The 17,456-nt window shown below is 33.5% G+C and carries 21 protein-coding genes; 1 reads left to right on the top strand and 20 read right to left on the bottom strand.

The features are described 5' to 3' along the window. Window positions 1-87: 87 nt before the first annotated feature. The 17 genes from CLV33_RS04400 to CLV33_RS04320 all read right to left on the bottom strand — a co-directional run bounded on the left by CLV33_RS04400 (window position 88) and on the right by CLV33_RS04320 (window position 15,006). Window positions 88-1,077 (bottom strand): Gfo/Idh/MocA family protein, encoded by a 990-nt coding sequence (locus CLV33_RS04400; protein WP_105472875.1) that lies wholly within the window; start codon window positions 1,075-1,077, stop codon window positions 88-90. Continuing rightward, on the bottom strand, window positions 1,058-2,767 hold the full coding sequence (locus CLV33_RS04395; RefSeq protein ID WP_105472874.1) for a sodium:solute symporter: 1,710 nt from the start codon (window positions 2,765-2,767) through the stop codon (window positions 1,058-1,060). The genes CLV33_RS04400 and CLV33_RS04395 overlap by 20 nt, the downstream gene beginning before the upstream one ends. A gap of 112 nt (window positions 2,768-2,879) precedes the next feature. Continuing rightward, entirely contained in the window at window positions 2,880-5,405 is a 2,526-nt protein-coding gene (locus tag CLV33_RS04390) for a PIG-L family deacetylase (protein ID WP_105472873.1), read from the bottom strand. A 173-nt stretch (window positions 5,406-5,578) separates the two neighbouring features. After that, window positions 5,579-6,061, bottom strand: coding sequence for a hypothetical protein (locus tag CLV33_RS04385; protein ID WP_146109709.1), 483 nt, complete (start codon window positions 6,059-6,061; stop codon window positions 5,579-5,581). A gap of 208 nt (window positions 6,062-6,269) precedes the next feature. Further along, entirely contained in the window at window positions 6,270-6,971 is a 702-nt protein-coding gene (locus tag CLV33_RS04380) for an aromatic aminobenezylarsenical efflux permease ArsG family transporter (protein ID WP_105472871.1), read from the bottom strand. Further along, entirely contained in the window at window positions 6,972-7,409 is a 438-nt protein-coding gene (locus CLV33_RS04375) for a nitrophenyl compound nitroreductase subunit ArsF family protein (RefSeq protein WP_211297535.1), read from the bottom strand. It lies immediately after the preceding gene. 19 nt (window positions 7,410-7,428) lie between these two features. Then, a complete protein-coding gene (locus tag CLV33_RS04370) occupies window positions 7,429-8,406 on the bottom strand; it encodes a permease (RefSeq protein WP_105472870.1) in 978 nt (325 codons plus the stop codon). Then, window positions 8,399-8,806, bottom strand: a complete 408-nt coding sequence (locus CLV33_RS04365; protein ID WP_105472869.1) for an OsmC family protein — start codon at window positions 8,804-8,806, stop codon at window positions 8,399-8,401. Before CLV33_RS04365 ends, CLV33_RS04370 begins: the two co-directional genes overlap by 8 nt. A gap of 12 nt (window positions 8,807-8,818) precedes the next feature. Further along, a complete protein-coding gene (locus CLV33_RS04360; protein WP_042247052.1) occupies window positions 8,819-9,055 on the bottom strand; it encodes a thioredoxin family protein in 237 nt (78 codons plus the stop codon). Between the two features lie 51 nt (window positions 9,056-9,106). After that, on the bottom strand, window positions 9,107-9,412 hold the full coding sequence (locus tag CLV33_RS04355; RefSeq protein WP_105472868.1) for an ArsR/SmtB family transcription factor: 306 nt from the start codon (window positions 9,410-9,412) through the stop codon (window positions 9,107-9,109). Between the two features lie 88 nt (window positions 9,413-9,500). Continuing rightward, a complete protein-coding gene (gene corA, locus CLV33_RS04350) occupies window positions 9,501-10,568 on the bottom strand; it encodes a magnesium/cobalt transporter CorA (RefSeq protein ID WP_042247049.1) in 1,068 nt (355 codons plus the stop codon). 32 nt (window positions 10,569-10,600) lie between these two features. After that, complete coding sequence (locus tag CLV33_RS04345) at window positions 10,601-11,158, bottom strand: mechanosensitive ion channel domain-containing protein (RefSeq protein WP_042249786.1); 558 nt, start codon at window positions 11,156-11,158, stop codon at window positions 10,601-10,603. Window positions 11,159-11,194: 36 nt separating this feature from the next. Beyond that, window positions 11,195-12,118, bottom strand: a complete 924-nt coding sequence (locus tag CLV33_RS04340; protein WP_105472867.1) for an aldose epimerase family protein — start codon at window positions 12,116-12,118, stop codon at window positions 11,195-11,197. 30 nt (window positions 12,119-12,148) lie between these two features. Continuing rightward, entirely contained in the window at window positions 12,149-12,742 is a 594-nt protein-coding gene (locus CLV33_RS04335) for a Maf-like protein (RefSeq protein ID WP_105472866.1), read from the bottom strand. Beyond that, the gene (locus CLV33_RS04330; protein WP_170063974.1) at window positions 12,742-13,671 is read right to left on the bottom strand and encodes a geranylgeranylglycerol-phosphate geranylgeranyltransferase; all 930 of its coding nucleotides are present in this window, start codon (window positions 13,669-13,671) and stop codon (window positions 12,742-12,744) included. The genes CLV33_RS04335 and CLV33_RS04330 overlap by 1 nt, the downstream gene beginning before the upstream one ends. 56 nt (window positions 13,672-13,727) lie before the next feature. Then, entirely contained in the window at window positions 13,728-14,258 is a 531-nt protein-coding gene (locus CLV33_RS04325; protein WP_105472865.1) for a KdsC family phosphatase, read from the bottom strand. Beyond that, window positions 14,239-15,006 (bottom strand): Rossmann-like and DUF2520 domain-containing protein, encoded by a 768-nt coding sequence (locus CLV33_RS04320; protein WP_042247043.1) that lies wholly within the window; start codon window positions 15,004-15,006, stop codon window positions 14,239-14,241. The genes CLV33_RS04325 and CLV33_RS04320 overlap by 20 nt, the downstream gene beginning before the upstream one ends. A gap of 90 nt (window positions 15,007-15,096) precedes the next feature. On the opposite strand from CLV33_RS04320, the gene CLV33_RS04315 reads away from it, so the two are divergent. Next, window positions 15,097-15,483 (top strand): group III truncated hemoglobin, encoded by a 387-nt coding sequence (locus CLV33_RS04315; protein ID WP_105472864.1) that lies wholly within the window; start codon window positions 15,097-15,099, stop codon window positions 15,481-15,483. An 85-nt stretch (window positions 15,484-15,568) separates the two neighbouring features. On the opposite strand, the gene CLV33_RS04310 is transcribed toward CLV33_RS04315, so the two are convergent. The 3 genes from CLV33_RS04310 to CLV33_RS04300 are packed head-to-tail and all read right to left on the bottom strand — an operon-like array spanning window position 15,569 to window position 17,369. After that, window positions 15,569-16,063 (bottom strand): GNAT family N-acetyltransferase, encoded by a 495-nt coding sequence (locus CLV33_RS04310; protein WP_105472863.1) that lies wholly within the window; start codon window positions 16,061-16,063, stop codon window positions 15,569-15,571. After that, window positions 16,060-16,686, bottom strand: coding sequence for a PAQR family membrane homeostasis protein TrhA (trhA, locus tag CLV33_RS04305; RefSeq protein WP_105472862.1), 627 nt, complete (start codon window positions 16,684-16,686; stop codon window positions 16,060-16,062). The genes CLV33_RS04310 and trhA overlap by 4 nt, the downstream gene beginning before the upstream one ends. A 2-nt stretch (window positions 16,687-16,688) precedes the next feature. Then, on the bottom strand, window positions 16,689-17,369 hold the full coding sequence (locus tag CLV33_RS04300) for a DUF4294 domain-containing protein (protein WP_042247199.1): 681 nt from the start codon (window positions 17,367-17,369) through the stop codon (window positions 16,689-16,691). Between the last annotated feature and the right edge of the window lie 87 nt (window positions 17,370-17,456).

The following is a 17,456-nucleotide window of genomic DNA, read 5'->3' as shown; positions in this document are numbered from 1 at the left end:
ATTGCCTCACCAAAAGCTACCACTACAATCGCTAACGCAGGTGTTTGCTAGCTAAAAGGCTAATTCAAAATGTAAAAAATCTATTTGCTAATTGTAGTGCAAGTTAATTAAAGCCCTAACCTCGTCTAAAGTTTTAATAAGCTGTTTGCTAAATGTAAACGTCATTATATCGCTCTCGGTTTTACCAGAGTTTAATAGGTTGTTTATATGTTTAGCTTCGTAATTGTAGCCAATAGTGTTGTAATTAAAATCTATAATTTCTTCTTTGCCTTCATTAGGTATTAAGCTTACTGTTGTAGGTGCATGAAATTGTCTATTAATTTTTACAATGCCCTTTTCGCAATAAAATATAGCTTCGGTTGGCGTATCCTCTATTAAAGAACTTTTTAAATACGCCTTAACGTCATTCTCATATTCAAACACCATATCGCAAGATGCGTCTGCGCCATTATTAAAATAAGTTGCACTCGCATTCATTGTTTTTGGTACACCCAAAGTAGATAACGCTACAAAAATAGGGTAGATGCCAATGTCTAATAAACTACCACCACCCACAGATTTTTTAAAAAGCCTGTGCGAATCATCAAAGGTTCTGTAAAACCCAAAGTCTGCTTCTAGTTTTAGTATTTTACCAAACATGTTATCTTTCAAAGCTTTTAAAACGTATTGGTAATGTGGTAAAAAATACGTCCACAGCGCTTCCATTAAAAGCGTATTTTTAGCTTTAGCCTTGGTAATCATTTCTGCAACTTCATTCGCTTTCATTGCAAAAGGTTTTTCGCAAAGTACAGCGATACCGTTTTCTAAACACAATAGTGTATGTTCTTTATGAAACGCATGTGGTGTAGCAATGTAAACGGCATCTAAGTTAGCGTCTTTGGCAAGGGCCTCATAACTGCTATAGCTTTTTATGGCGTTATATTTTTTTCCAAATGCATCAGCTTTTTCTTGGTTTCTGGAAGCAACAGCATATAATGTTGCACCTTCAACAGTTAATAAATCTGTTGCAAATTTATGAGCAATGTTTCCAAGGCCTATAATGCCCCAGTTTATGGTTTTAGGTGGTTTGTTTTTCATCATTTAAAAATACTTGAAGCAAAGTAGCTATAAAAATAACAATAATACAGCCAACAAAATTTAACCATAAAAACGGAAGGTTAATATACTCATATTCATTTAATAGGTATAGTGCAATTACCAACATTTGGGTAATTAAAGCAGCAATAAAAACAGCATTACCCTTTACGAATTTAAAGAAGAAGGCTAGCAGGAATATCCCCAGTACATTGCCGTAAAAAATAGACCCGATAATATTTACCAACTGAATTAAATTTTCTGCAAGATTTGCAATACAAGCTACACCTATTGCAACAATTCCCCATAAAAACGTAAACCATCTAGAGGCTTTTACCATTTGTTCTTCGGTTTTTTCTCCAACGTTTCTCTTATATAAATCCATGGTTGTTGTAGAGCCTAATGCATTTAGTTCGCTTGCGGTACTAGACATGGCGGCACTTAATATTACAGCTAAGAGTAAACCAATTAATCCACGAGGAAGGTTGTTCAAAATAAAGTGAATAAACACATAGTCTTTATCATTACTTTCTACTTTTAAATTCTTGCTTTCGCCCGCTTTATCAATTAAAACCCTTGCTTCTTGCCTTAATTCTTCATTTGCTGCATTTGCAGCCGATATGTATTTAGCGGCATCAGGATTGTTAGAACTTGTATACGCTTTTATAATTTTTTGTTTGTCTCTAAAAATTTGCTGTTGTTCTTTCTGAAGTGTTTTGTAGGCATTGGCATATTCGGAATTTAAAACAACATCGGTTGCCGTTGGATTAAAATTTACAGGTGCTTCGTTAAACTGATAAAAGACAAATACCATAACACCAACCAATAAAATAAAGAACTGCATAGGCACCTTTAAAAGGCCATTAAAAATTAAGCCCAATTGCATTTCTTTAACCGATTTACCTGAGAGGTACCGTTGTACCTGACTTTGGTCTGTCCCAAAATAAGATAGCATTAAAAATGTACCCCCAATAATACCACTCCAAAAGGTATAGCGGTTGTTTAAGCTAAACGAAAAGTCTAACACCTCCATTTTACCGCTTGCACCAGCAATTTCTAGAGCTTTAGTGAATGTAATATCTTCAGGTAATTTATTAACGATTAAAAAGAAAGCTACAAGCATACCAAAGAAAATAACTACCATTTGGTGCTTTTGTGTAACGTTTACAGCTCTTGTACCACCAGAAACGGTATAAATAATTACAAGGCAACCAATAGCGATGTTTAGGGTTAGTAGGTCCCAACCCAAAACTACCGATAGTATGATAGCAGGTGCAAAAATGGTAATTCCTGCCGCTAAACCTCGCTGAATTAAAAATAAAATTGCTGCCAAGGTTCTGGTTTTTAAATCAAATCGGTTTTCTAAAAATTCGTAAGCGGTATATACTTTTAAGCGGTGGTATAGCGGAATAAATACCATACAAATTACAATCATTGCAATTGGTAGCCCAAAATAAAACTGAACAAAACCCATACCATCGTTAAATGCTTGACCTGGAGTAGATAAAAAGGTTATTGCACTAGCTTGTGTAGCCATAACCGATAACCCTATAGTCCACCATTTAGAGGTATTGCCACCTCGCAAATAATCTTTTACATTTTTACTGCCTCGGGTTTGCCACGTCCCATAAGTTACAATAGCAGTTAAGGTTATTGCAAGTACCAACCAATCTACCCAATTTAATACTTGCATAATTAAAAGGCTTTTGTGATGATGTAAAATATTACAAAGTATAATGCATTGGCCACGAGAACGATAGTGTATAGTTTATGCCATTTTTGTTTTGGTATCTCTTCTTTCATTCTTAGTCTTCTAGTTTTAAAGATTCTCTAATGTCATCTTTTCCTAAAGATAGCATATTTGCAAACAAGCGGTATGCTCCTGAAACACCAGCGGGAAACTCTCTAAAAAAGCTCAAGCCTGTGTAAATGTAGTGGCCTTTGCCATGTTTGGCAACCAGTAAACTTCCATTTTTTGGGGTTTCACCTTTATCATTCATGGATAGAATAGGGCAGAATTCGCTTCCCCATTCATCTGCAAAATATAGCCCGCGCTCTTGTGTCCAGCCTTCAAAATCTTTTTGGGTAATCTTGTTAGGGAAATTTAATACATCATGGTTTGGGGCTAGAAAGCGTACTTCGGCATTTTCGTCTGTAACCCTATCGCGTGATAGTTTTAAATTATATGGTGATAAATTATCTGTTTTTAATCGGTAAGATGTGTTGTATTGCACAATCATATTTCCGCCATTTGCAACAAAATCAAATAATTGTTGTTGTTTAAATTGTAGGTTGTCTAACGTGTTGTAGGCTCTAATGCCTACTACAATTGCATCAAACCTACTTAGGGTTTCGGCATCTATTTCATCTGGTGTAATACTGCGTACATTGTAACCTATTTGTTGTAAACTTTCGGGAACTACATCGCCAGCACCTTGAATATAGCCAATATTTTCACCATACTTTTTAATATCTAAACGCACCACTTTACTTTCACTTGGTAATACTACCGTTTGAAACGGGATGTGTTCGTAATCTATTTCTATAAGTTCTTTAGAATAGTCTTTATCGCCAACATGAACAATTGGACTTATAAGCCCTTCACTTTGATTCGTTGGAGGGAATACCGTAAATATTAAAGTTTGTTCTTCGCCTTTGTGCGCAATAGATACTTTTTGCTTTTTAGGGTATATATTCCAGTCTTCTGGATGGCAAATCTCAATATCACCTTCTAAATTATCTCTGCCAGCTTTAACAATAACTGTAATATCTTGTTGATGATTATTTTCAAAAATAATGACGTTTTCCTTTATTTTGGCAGAAGCCTCTGGAATAATTTCAAACGGGCGGTACAATTCCCCTTTGTCTGGTTTAGAAAATCGTTGGATTACTGGTTTGGTGAATGTAATAGGTGTGTTTTCAATTAAAAGATTAAAATCTACAGTATAACGTCTTGGAGACTCTGGTTTACCAATTAAGGTATTATCGTCTACCCGATACATGCCCAAAGTCCCTTTTTTATCCAGCCAATATGGTGTGGTAGGTGTAGCATTATCATCAATTTTTAAAACTTCTTTAAAAGTATAACTCGTATTGTTTTCAAGGTTGATATTTTTAGACATGTTTATGTCGCTAATGTTAGCTATACTAAGCAATTTTATAGGTGTTTCGCTACGATTTAGCACTTCTAAAGAAACATCTACAACATCGCCTGCGGTTGCCCAATTGGTACTAGCAGAGGCCTCTAAATACAAGCCAGCACACATTTCTATAATAACTTTAAGTTCTTTGGTTTTAAGTGTTTTCCAATGGGTATTATCAATTTTTTGCAAAAGCTTGTAAGCTTCTAATAATGCTGGTATATGTGCTGAAGGATTTTTAAAATTAAAGTTCTCCTCTATATTGTATAGTATAGTGCCTATAGCTTTCCCACCTTCTATTCGGCTCCAAGTAGTGTTAATGCCAGAGAATATATTTTCATTGTTTTCTAGAGGGGTGCCTTTTAGAAATTCAATATACTCGGTTTGTGAACCGCGTTGCGATAAACGCCCAAAACCTTGGCATAAATGCTGACTGCTTGCTAGGGCTGCCAGTTCGTTGTTAGACATACCTTTTAATGGATAGTAAGTGCCAATATCAAACGTAATCATATTGGTTTTGTCTACTTTATCAAATGCTTCCTTACTTCCATAACGCCACCAACTTGTATTGTAAAATAGGCGTTTAGGTTCCCAAGGGCTAGTTCTATCTAGTTGTTCTGGGTATGCGGTTTTATTGTTGGCCAGATCAAAAGCTTCCATACTTAACATGGCAGAAGTGGTATGGTGCCCATGTGTGCGCCCTGGTGTTCTGTGGTCAAATCTATTAATTATAATATCTGGTTTAAAATTCCTAATGGCTAAAACCACATCGCTCAATACTTTGTCTTTGTCCCAAATTTCTAAAGTTTCGTCAGGGTGCTTAGAGTAGCCAAAATCGTTGGCTCTTGTAAATAGCTGCTCGCCACCATCCACACGTCTTGCTGCTAAAAGTTCTTGGGTTCTAATAACGCCTAGTAATTCTCTTAGTTCTGGTCCAATTAAGTTTTGTCCGCCATCACCTCGTGTTAAAGATAAGTAAGCGGTTCTGGCTTTAATGTGGTTAGACATGTATGAAATTAACCGTGTGTTTTCATCGTCAGGATGTGCGGCCACATACAAAACCGAACCCAAAAAGTTTAGTTTTTGAATGGATTCGTATATTTCTGAGGATGAAGGGGTTTTAGGCTTTTGGGCTTGCGTTATAGATAACGATACTAATGTTAATACTACGTAAAGTAAGTGTTTTTGCATAACTAGCGGTTAGATATAAGCCAAATATAAATAAAGAAACCAGCGCATAAGCTGGTTTTAAAATTTATTTAACGTGATGAACACATTCTTTCGCCATTGCATAGCAAGAACGACTGAAATTATCTTAGTTTATGTAAAGACTAATATTATATTGCATTAGCAATAACGAGACGTTAAATCTGTTTCATGTTTTTAGTTTTTGGTTTCTTTTCTGGTTCTGGAGGAATAATCATGCCCCTACTATCGTTAAAGAACAGTTGCTGTATGGAATCCATACGCTTCATCATTTGTTTAATATGCTCATCTTGATTTATAAAACCATTATGAAAAAAATTGTCTGGGTAAAAACCGCCACCCGAACTGGAATCTTTTCCAAAGAAATCATCAAAGAACGTATCGTTAAAAAGTGAGTGGTTTTTAAAATGCTTTTGAAATTGTAATTTTAAACTGTCACTTAATTTTCCGTTGGAAGAATAGCTGTAAGAGTAAATAGAATCGTAACGCTTTAGGTTTCCAAACTCGTCGTATTCTTTATTTACGGTAATATTTTCTTCAGGTTTGATGTTGTTGTCTTCAGTTTTTTGTGATTTGTCTTGTCCTGAACAATTAAAAAATAAGAGACAAAACAAAGGGATTAATTGCAATGTTTTCATCATTATTTATTTTAAAATTATACGTCGATTTTAAAAATAATTTCCAAAAAATATGCCAGTTGAAATAGGGTGGGAGTTTTTAAGTTTTAAATGTCAAGTTGACAGAGAAAAATAAAATTTTAGATATTTCTTTTCGAGGTTTTTTAAAATTTTAGTTTGCTTAAATAAAAAATGGTTGGATCCTAAATTCTACGTTATAACTCTGGTATTTTTACACCATAAAAATATAAATGTAATACAGACCTATTATTACAAAAACAACTCCTGCTATTTTTCGCATTACCTTTTCAATTTTTGTAATTCTGTTGTAGAATATGCCAACTTTTCCTGCCGTAAAAGCCAATAAATACGTAAAAAGAATTACAGGTAATCCTGTTCCAAATGCGAATACAATGGGCAAATAAAGTCCGTCTGCTGATGCAATTGTCATAGGAATCAACATTCCAAAAAACAATGCGCCACTATAAGGGCAAAATGCCAAAGCAAAAATGACACCTATTAAAAAAGAGCCTAAAAGTCCTTTGTCCTTAAATTTTTCAGATAGTTTTTCTTGAAAATTCGATTTTCCTAAAAAATTAAGCTTGATAATATTTAGCATAATCAAACCAATGATTATTAATAAAGGTCCTAAATATTTCTCTCCATTCTGATTGAAAAATCGAGCAATATGAAATTTATTGGCACCAAAATATAATAGCAAACCAATTGCAGTATAACTAAAACCTCTTCCTGCAGCGTAAAGCAATCCGCTTAACAACACTTTTCGTTTACTCGAAATGTTTTTAGAAATAAACGCCGTTGCAGTTATGTTGGTCGCCAAAGGGCACGGACTAATGGCTGTCATTAGTCCGAGTATCAATGCCGATAATATTGGGATATTATAATGCTCTAAAAGCGATTGTAAAAAATCCATTTAGAGCGTTTTTAATTCTGCGTCTATTTTAGCTTTCAGTTCTTCAGAAAATGCTTCTTGGTCATTTCCATTCATAAAAGCAAAATCGGTTAGATTTATTTGGGTTTCTTTTCCGTTTTTAATTACGTTTAAGAATAAAGCTGTTCCTGCCGCTTCAAATTTTTCGGCAATCTTTTCATTTTCCTCTTTATCTACATTAATAACCTGAAATGTAATTTTATCTTCTTTAAGTTCTTTTTCAAAATACCTATCTAATGTATATTTTGTGTTGGCTTCAATCGCATTGCAAGTCATACATCTGTGCGTAGAGTGAAAATCCAACACTTCAATTTTTGAAATGGATTCATCAACTACACTGGTTTGTGTTTTGTTCTTATTGTTACAAGACGTAAGAAAGATGCTAAGCACTAAAACGGAAATTACTTTTATTGGTTTCATTTTATATTTGATTTTAAATTTATAATAGAATATTAAATACATAGCCTGAAATGATGATGCAAAGTGTAACAACACTAAAGAAAATGGCAATGAGTTTTAAGGTCATAACTTTTTTTAAGAGCATTGCTTCTGGTAGCGACAATCCAACAACGCCCATCATAAATGCAATTGCGGTGCCTAACGGAATGCCTTTAGCAACCAATACCTGAACTACAGGAAGTATGCCTGATGCGTTTGAATACATTGGTACAGCTAAAATCGTAGCAATAGGAACAGCAAAAAGGTTGTCCTTGTCCATATATTTTTCAAAAAACCCTTCTGGAATATAACCGTGCATGAGTCCACCAATGGCGATTCCTACTAAAACATAAGGAATGATACCTTTAAGAATTTTTATTACTTCTGCCCAAATAATTGGCAAGCGTTGTTTAAAAGGTTGTTTTTCTGCCTGAAATATATCTTGTTCTCTTTGAGCGTTTTCTAAAACCTCTTTTACCCAAGGTGTTAAATAGGATTCCAATTTCAATTTTTGAAGTATTACACCAGAAATAGTGCCTAATAGTACACCACTTATTACATAAATTATGGTTGTTTTTAGGCCAAACAAACCTATAAAAAGTCCAATAGCAACCTCATTAACTAAAGGAGACGTGATTAAAAATGAAAAAGTAACACCTAACGGAATGCCACCTCGAACAAAACCTATAAATAAAGGGACAGATGAACACGAGCAAAAAGGCGTTACCACACCAAAAAGACTTGCCATAAGGTATTCCAATCCGTATAATTTATGTCGCGACAGGTAGTTTTTAACCTTGTCTATAGGAAAGTAACTGTTGACAATTCCCATAAAAAAGATAACGACAAAAAGCAGGATTAAAATCTTTGTAGTGTCATAAATAAAGAAATTTAAGGCTTCTGCAAGATGTTGTCCTTGGTTCATATTCAAAACATCATAAACAAACCAATCCGCTATATTTTGTATCCAATCAAACATTTTCTATGATGCTAATAGTACCTGAAATTGAACAAGACAATTGTACGGTATTGTAAATCGTGCCAAACTTTTCAATATTCTTTTTAAGTAAATCTAGATTCAATTTTTTATCATTGCTGTAAATTGTGAGATTGTAAACAATATGTTCCATTCTTGACGGATGTTCAAGACGTGTCGCATTAACTTCAATGATAGCTTTTGAATAGGTGAATTTCATCATACCCGAGAACCTTTCCACATTTTTCAATATACAGGAAGCAAAAGCACCCAAGAATAATTCGGCAGGATTTGGCAAGGTTTCGGCAGTTTTTGAAGTTGTGCCAAAATCTATATTCGATTGCTTTATACGAACAACTGCATCTTGATTTGAAATTGATGAAGCCTTGATATGATAATTCATAGTTGGGTTGAATTAGTTTAAAAGTGCCAAAACTTCATCTTTTGAAGGCACTCTACCTTTTATTGTAATCACGTCATCTATAACCAAAGCTGGTGTGGTCATGACGTTGAATTTCATAATTTCCATGATATCCTCAACTTTTTCAATAGTTGCATCAATGTTGTTTTCTGAAACTACATCTTTAACTACACCAGTCATGGTTTGGCATTTTGGGCAACCTGTTCCTAAAATTTTAATTACTTTAGTCATAATACTTTAATTTGTTTATCGCCAATAGACGATGGGATTATTAAAAAAATATCAATCAAAAAATTGTTGAAATAAAGCTTTTGCAATGTTCCAGTTGTCTTGATTGATACAGTACTTTATTTTTGGCGGTTTTAATTCGCCTTGAATTAAACCAGCGTTTTTTAATTCTTTTAAATGTTGTGAAACTGTTGATTGAGAAATTGGCAATACGTCAACCAAATCACCAGTAAAACAACAAGATTGATTTTCAAGATGTTTTAAAATAGCAATACGGGTAGGATGTCCTAAAGCTTTAGCAAATTTTGCCAATGCTTCGGTATCTTCCTTATATTCTATATGTTCTAAACTTCTTTTCATATTGCTTATCGCAAATATACGATGAGTTTTTAAATTATAGACTGACTTTTATCATTTTATGTCGTAAACATTTTTTATGGCACAATATTTACAACCATTTTTTGCGTTTAAAATAGTAAACTAGACCTATAAAAATAGCAACCATTACTCCCCAAACAATAAAATAGCCATTTTTGTATTGTAGTTCAGGCATGTGCTGAAAATTCATACCATAAACACCAACTATAAAGGTAAGCGGTATAAAAATAGTAGCCATTATGGTAAGCACTTTCATAACCTCATTCATTTTATTGCTAATGGTGGTCATGTACATATCCATTAAACTCCAAATCATTTCACGATAAATATCTATGTTTTCTGAGACTTGGATTAAATGATCGTAAATATCACGATAGTAGGTAATTGTATTTTGGTGTATAAGCTTATTGTCGTTTTTTTCTATACGTCCAATAATTTCTCGCAACGGAAAAATGCTGCGTCGTACTCTTAAAATTTCACGTTTTAAGTCTTGAATACTTCGGCTAGCATCGTCTTCAATATGGCCAGAGAATATTTTGGTTTCAAAGTCCTCTATTTTATCGCCCAGTATTTCAATAACACTAAAGTAGTGGTCTACTATGGCATCTATAAGGGTATATAATAGATAATCGGCTTCCATGTTACGAACACGCCCTTTAGCATGACGTAACCGGTCTCTAACACTATCGAACACATCGCCTTCTGATTCTTGAAAGGATAATACATAGTTTTTGCCCAAAATAAAACTAACTTGCTCTGATACGATATTTTGATCTTTATCGTAATACAGCATTTTTAATACAATGAAAAGGTAATTTTCGTGTTCGTCTATTTTGGGACGCTGTGCAATATTTACAATATCTTCTAATACAAGTGGATGTATGTTATAATGTTGCCCTAGTTTTTCTATTTCGGTAACATAATTTAGGCCGTTTATGTTAATCCATGTTATTGAATCGGTGTGTTTAAACTGAAAACTCTCCTCTATATTTTGTAGTTCTTTTTCAACGCAGTTTTGTTTAGTATAATCAAAGGCTTCTAGGGAGAGTTTAGGTTTAGAACGTTCGCCAGTATAAATTACACTTCCTGGAACTTGTCCTAATTTTTTTTTAGACCGGTACACTCTTTTTCTAGCCATTTTTACATATTTAAACTAAATATATGGAATATTTAAACAGCATCAGAACCATCATCATCACTATGTTCGCTATCTATAGCATCTTTTTCTACTAGTGTAACTGCCTTTTGTAGCATAAGGTTATTAGGGTAGGTTACCAAATCGCCATTATCTAATCTTAAATGTAGTTGAAAAGCCCTTATGTCTTCTATAATCGCTTTTATTGGAAAATCCTTATCATGAATTTCTATTTTATCGCCCACTTTGTAAGGGAAGTTAAAAAACATGATAATTCCAGAAGTTACATTGCTTAATATGGACCAAATTGCAAAAAGGGCAATCCCTAAAATAGCAAAAACAGATGAAAAAATTACAGCAATATCTTCGAATTTTGCACCAAAAACAAAAGCTTCTATAAGTAGGGCAAGTAAAAATAAACTAACTGTAACATAACGACAAATAAGACTAATTCTGGCTTCGTTTATGCCACTTCGCCTGCCTAATTTTCGTATTAGTATATTAGAGATAAGGCCTATTATAAAAAGTATAAGAATTACAAAACCAGTTTTAATAAATGCGCCTTGGTATTCTCTAAGAAAATCTTCAATCATATTATTATTTAATTAGCTACAAAGATACACGCAAAATTATTTTAGTTGTAGTGTATCTCTTAAAACTTCATCGGTATTACTGTTTTTTTGCCAATACGCAGATGTAATGGTTTTTAATTTTGTAGCTGTGGTTTCCATAATTTTAGAACCACTCTTAAAGGTTTCTTTCCAGCTTAAAATTTCATATGGGAATTCAGGGTTATAATCAATAGTTAGAGTTCTGTCTAAATTCTTATAGGCTAGTGTGTAGGTGCTATCTGTTAAAATGGCATTTGCATTATAGGGCTTTATCTCTTTATGTTTCATTTTTAAAAACTCTAGCGAGGGTATAATTTTTAAATTTCCAGTAGGTAAGGATTTTGGGTTAATACGTAGTTGTATCCACAATTCGTTTTCTAGAGTGGTTTTGTCTAGTTTAAAGTTTTCATCAGCTTCTCCTTCAAAATAAGAATGCGATGCAATATTGAATTTTTCTTTATTATTTAATTGCACATACATTTGCCCGCACCATTCTTGCATAGAACTAGATACTTTTAAAGCATGTTGATTGTTGGCTACAGGATAGAATGTACTTTGCATTATGGAATACGGATAAATGCCTGTATTAAAATTTTTTGTGGCGTTTAGTTTTAAAATAGGAATATTTGTAGCATTTTGATTATTGGCTTTTACTTGAATTTCTGGAAGAAAATCTTCGGTTACATAAATTAAAACAGCTGTACCTTCTCTGTTTTCGCCATAGCGTGCTTGATTGAGCTTATATGATGAAATTTCGGCAGTACCAGCATACCAATAGTCCTTAAATTCTTGTGATAATGGTTGTGCTTGTTTTTTGTTTTGTTTATGGGTATTTGTAGCCAATATAGTTTCCTTTTTTACTGCTTCTTTACAAGTGTATAATGCTGATGAGCTTATAAATATCGCGAATAAAAAAACTATAAAGTTTTTGCTCTTTTTCATGATAATTCTGTTTTTTTATAAAATTACAAACTAATTATGGTTTGCAATGGCATTTAACGTTTTGTAAACAAGGTGAACTGGCAAGCCCATAACGTTAAAATAAGAACCTTCTATTTTGGTAACACCTATTCGCCCTATCCAATCCTGTATGCCATACGCACCGGCCTTATCAAAAGGCTTGTTGTTTTTTATGTAGTACTCTATTTCTTCGTTTGAAAGTGCCTTAAAAGTTACCTTGGTGGTATCGTGTAATGTTTTTTCAAAATTAGTAGTTGTAAAACATACCGAAGTAATTACTTCGTGAGTTGTATTGCTTAACGATTTTAAAATTGAAAATGCCTCGGCTGTATCACGGGGCTTTCCTAAGGCTTTATTTTGGTGCCATACAATAGTATCGCTAGTAATTAAAATGTCCTTTGGTTGTAATTCGTCCTTAAATGGCAGTGCTTTAAGTTGTGCAAGATAATTGCTAATTTCAAAATGGGTTAATCGGGGCGGGTATTCTTCTTTTACGGGTTTTAGGCGGATTGTAAAGTCTAACCCCAATTCTTTAAAAAAGGCTTGTCTTCGGGGAGATCCAGAAGCTAGAATAATATTGTGATGTTTTAGTTTTTCGTTAAGCACTATTTTAAAATTACAAACTTGTATAAAAGTAATGAAAGCATTCCAAAAGCCATTACTAATTTGTAAATAGAAGCAATATGATGAAAATCCTGTTTGGTTTTTGCGTTTATAAGTTTGATACTGTTGTAGATTAAAGGCGCAATTACAAAACCTAAAAAATATATTAGTGCAATTTGATGCTTGTAAAATTCAGAAACTACATAAAAAATAAGTGTCACAATTGGAATATTGTTTAAAACAAGCACCACGTTTTTAGTGCGTTCTCTACCTATGGCAATAGCTAAAGTATTTATGCCAGATTTGTAGTCGCCATCCACATCTTCTATGTCTTTTACAATTTCCCGCAACAGGTTTATACCAAAAGCAAATAGGGCGTAATTTATGAGTATTTTAAAAAATGTGAGTTGAATATCTCTATTCAGCGGAGTTAAATTTGGAGTGAGCTCAAACAAGCCAACAATAAGAATACTAGAAGCTACCAAAATTGAAATTACAATATTGCCTACCAATACTATGCCTTTTAAATATATTGTGTAGATGTATAACAGGGCTGAAACAACTACAAATATGCTAAAGAAGCCACTTTTACCTATAGCGCGCGATAGATAAAACCCAACACCAACACCAATAATATTTAAAGCAATAAAGAGATTATAAGCTGTTTTTTCTGAAATGGATCTGCCAACAATAAGTTTATTCGGTTTATTTATAAAATCGATGTCTACATCATAAATATCGTTAATAATATTGCCCGCGGCAGCAATACAAAGTGTGGCAAGTATTAAAAGCGAAATCCCCAATTCGTTTAAAGCGGTATTAACTCCAAAGGGTTCTAATAAGGCATACTTTATTAGTAATTGCGTAATAGCAATTATAGCTAAGTTTTTCCAACGTATAAGGTTTAAAAAGTTTTTAAAACTAAATTCCAAAGGCTAAAAGTTGAATGGTGTTATTACATACTGCGACTGGGCACTAACCACCGAACTCAATCATATTTCGCATTAAAATTACCGCTCCATTTCCCTTGAACTTTTAAAACTTGTTCAATAACATCGCGTACCGCACCTTTGCCGCCTTTTTTATGGGATACGTATTTAGAAATAGCTTTAATTTCTGGTACAGCATCTTGCGGACAACAAGGTAATCCAATACCTTTCATTACAGGAAAATCTGGAATATCATCACCCATATACAAGGCATTTTCAGATGTTATGTTTTTTTTAGAAAAGTAATGGTCCAGTTGTTCAATTTTATTATGGGCGCCTAAGTAAATATCTTTAACTCCCAGCCCTTCTAGACGTATACGCACACCTTCGTTGCTTCCACCGGAAATTATACATACATTATACCCCTTGTCTATTGCAGTTTTAATGGCATAACCATCTTTAATGCTCATAGAGCGTAACATATCTCCAGAGGCTGTAATGTGCACCGTGCCATCGGTTAATACGCCGTCTACATCAAAAATAAAAGTAGTAATTTGGTTTAAGTATTCCTTATAGCTTTTTTCCGCCATGGGTATCTTGAATTGATTGGGTTAATAATTTATAAATAGCTTTATGTTGATTTTTATTTAAAAGCGCTAAATGCTTTTTAATAGTTTTTGTATCGTTGCGTTTTGCAGGCCCTGTTTGTGCCATGTAAGGCGATATATCTTGAACTTTTTTGGCAGTTTCTAAAATAAGAGGTTTCAACAAATCAAATTCGGCAGCTTCACTTTCTGTAATTTCATGGGCAACCCTGTATAGCTGATTTGTAAAATTATTTACAAATACCGCAGCTAAATGTAAGATACGGCGTTGGTCGCTATTTACTTTTTTTACAGGACTTCCTAAATCTGTAGCTATTTCTTTTAAAATACTATAATCCTTCTTGTCTATAGTTTCAATGCAAATAGGCACATCCTTAAAATTGAGTTTAGCAGTTTTGCTAAAAGACTGTAGCGGATAAAATACACCGCGTTTATGCTTTTTATCTAAATCGTGAATATTTACGCTTCCAGAGGTATGTACAACCAACCTGTCGTTAAATGGCAAGCTAGATGATATTTTAGATATGGCATTATCGCTAACGGCAATAATGTACACATCTGCCTTTTCTAGAGTATTAAGGTTATCGGTAATTTTTACTTGGTTTTTGTATTGGTGTATAGCATTAATGTTTCTGTTAAACCATTGGTTAACAGTTGTTTTTTTGGATGCATTAAATGCTTTAAATAAATGGGTGGCTACATTGCCAGCCCCAAGAAGTGTTACAGAAATCATAGTGCTAAAATAAAGAAGAATTACGATTTACAATTTATGATTTATGTTTTTTTAATGACTTAGTATGATTTAAAATTTTAATTTTGAATCGTGAAAAAACGGGATTTAAAAAATAGAGAAGATATTTATGCGTTAGTGAGTGCGTTTTATTCCAAAGTTAGAGCTAATGCTATTTTGGGGCCGTTTTTTAATGATACCATCAAAGATTGGGACGCTCATTTGGAGTTGTTGACTACCTTTTGGGAATCGAGCTTGTTTTTAAAAACACGTTATACGGGAGACCCGCTTAAAGCGCATATTGAGGTTGACAAAGCGTTTAATCATAGTATTTCAGAGCTGCATTTTGGTATTTGGCTTAACCTATGGTTTGAAACTGTAAATGAGTTGTTTGAGGGCGATTATGCCGAAAACGCAAAGCGACGTGCTAGAAAAATGGCAACTTTTATGCACTTGAAAATTTTTGAGGCTAGAGGCTAGCTTTTGTTCACAAGGAGTTACGACTGAAGAATTTCTTTTTAAAAAAATAATATTCTTAGCTGTATTTTTAATGATACAAGGCACTTTATGTTAATTGCTTACACATATTATAATCATCCATCACAAAACCTTTTCCAATATCTATTACAATAGTACCTACATTATTAAAACCTAGTTTTTCGTAGGCGCTAATTGCGTTACCATTGTTTTTATTTACGGTAAGCGAAATACTATTACAATTTAGTGCTTTAGCCTTTGTTTCTAAGAATGTCATGGCGGTTTTACCAAAACCTTTTCCACGCTCAGGTTTTATAACATAAAATTTGCTGAGAAATAGGTTTTTATCTTCTTTTTTTATTGATATGTAACCTATTGCAGTAGCTTCAACAGTTATAATATAATACATGTAACCTTCAGCTATCTGTTGTTTAATGGCGTTAGCAGATTGAAATTTCTCCAACATGAAATCTACCTGTGCTTTTCCTATAATTTTGGTGTAATGTTCTCGCCAAATATTGTTAGCGAGTAACGCTATAGTTTTACATTGTTCTGTTGTGGTGGCTTTAATAAATTCAATCATATTACATATAAAAATATCATAAAGAAATGAAAGATAGCGCCAGCCAACACAAATAAATGCCATATAACGTGGTTGAACGGTATTTTTTCCACAACGTAAAACACTATGCCTATAGTATAAGATAATCCACCAGCAAACAAAAGGAGAATACCATTACTGTGCATAAGGTTGGATAGGTTGGTAAAATCAAACACAATTAACCAACCCATGGCAAGGTATAGTAAGGTTGAAAAAACTTCAAACCTACCTGTAAAAAAAAGTTTTAAGATAACACCAAACAGGGCAATGCCCCAAACGGTATAAAAAAGGGTCCAACCTAAACTTTGCTCTAAAGTTATAAGAAGTACAGGAGTGTAAGTGCCTGCTATTAAAAGGTAAATACTTATGTGGTCTATAATTCTAAAATAGTATTTTTTAGATTCTGTTTTGGCTGAGTGATATAGGGTAGATGCAGTAAATAATACAATTATAGAAATGCCATACACAACTACGCTAATTAAGCTATTATGGGTTTTTTGGGTTTCAAAAATAATAAGAAGTATAAGGGCGGTTATTCCAAAAAGTGCCCCAATGGCATGACTTGCAGCATTTAGTTTTTCTTCAAAAGGCGTTTGTATGCGCATGGTTAATTGTCTTCAGTTTTATTGTAAACCCATTTATCGGTGAGTTCATAAAAATCAATATCTAGGGCAGATTTTTGTCGTTCTAAGCGTCCGCTTTGAAAGTTGCGTTGTAAAATGTCTTCAATAAGATAATCTTCCTTGTCGTTCCACGGGTCGTACTCTTTTTTTAGCTTAATATCAAAAACATTAGCAGTGGTATTATACCAAAACGCACGCCAACCGTTACGCAATTCTTTTACCAAATCAAAAGCAGTACGTCCTGTTTGGCGGTGAATAAGTTTTACTAAAATTTGTCCTTCTGTTCGGGTTAGTTTTTTTAACTCTTCTGAAAACTCACCCTCAATATACTTTTGTACATGTTTTGTGTAACGCTTTCTCTGGCGTTTTTTTGTAATGGTTTTTAAGCGTTTGGTTAGGGAGTCTAATCGTTCTGAAGCAAGTTTTGCATAAGGGTATACCTTTATGGTTTTACGGCGTAATATTAAGTAACGAATTCTATCTTTTTTGCTATCAAATTCTAGTTTGTGGAGTAGCATAACTTCATCCAGATCTATAGCGGTTTTTGGTATGGAATCCCCTTCAATAATTATATACGTTACATCAGTAGAATCTTGTTCAACTTTACCTATTTGGGCAGAAGCTAAAAAAGGAATAATGACGAAGATGTATTTTAAGTAATTCATGTTAAGTCTCCTGGAGCAAATTCAGTTTCAAAATTAATAATTTACATGCTCTTAAACATTCATTTAACATTTATATTATTATTTTAG

The sequence above is a fragment of the Jejuia pallidilutea genome (genome assembly GCF_002973595.1).
GTDB lineage: Bacteria > Bacteroidota > Bacteroidia > Flavobacteriales > Flavobacteriaceae > Jejuia > Jejuia pallidilutea.
This window is presented reverse-complemented; position numbering and strand designations above follow the sequence as displayed.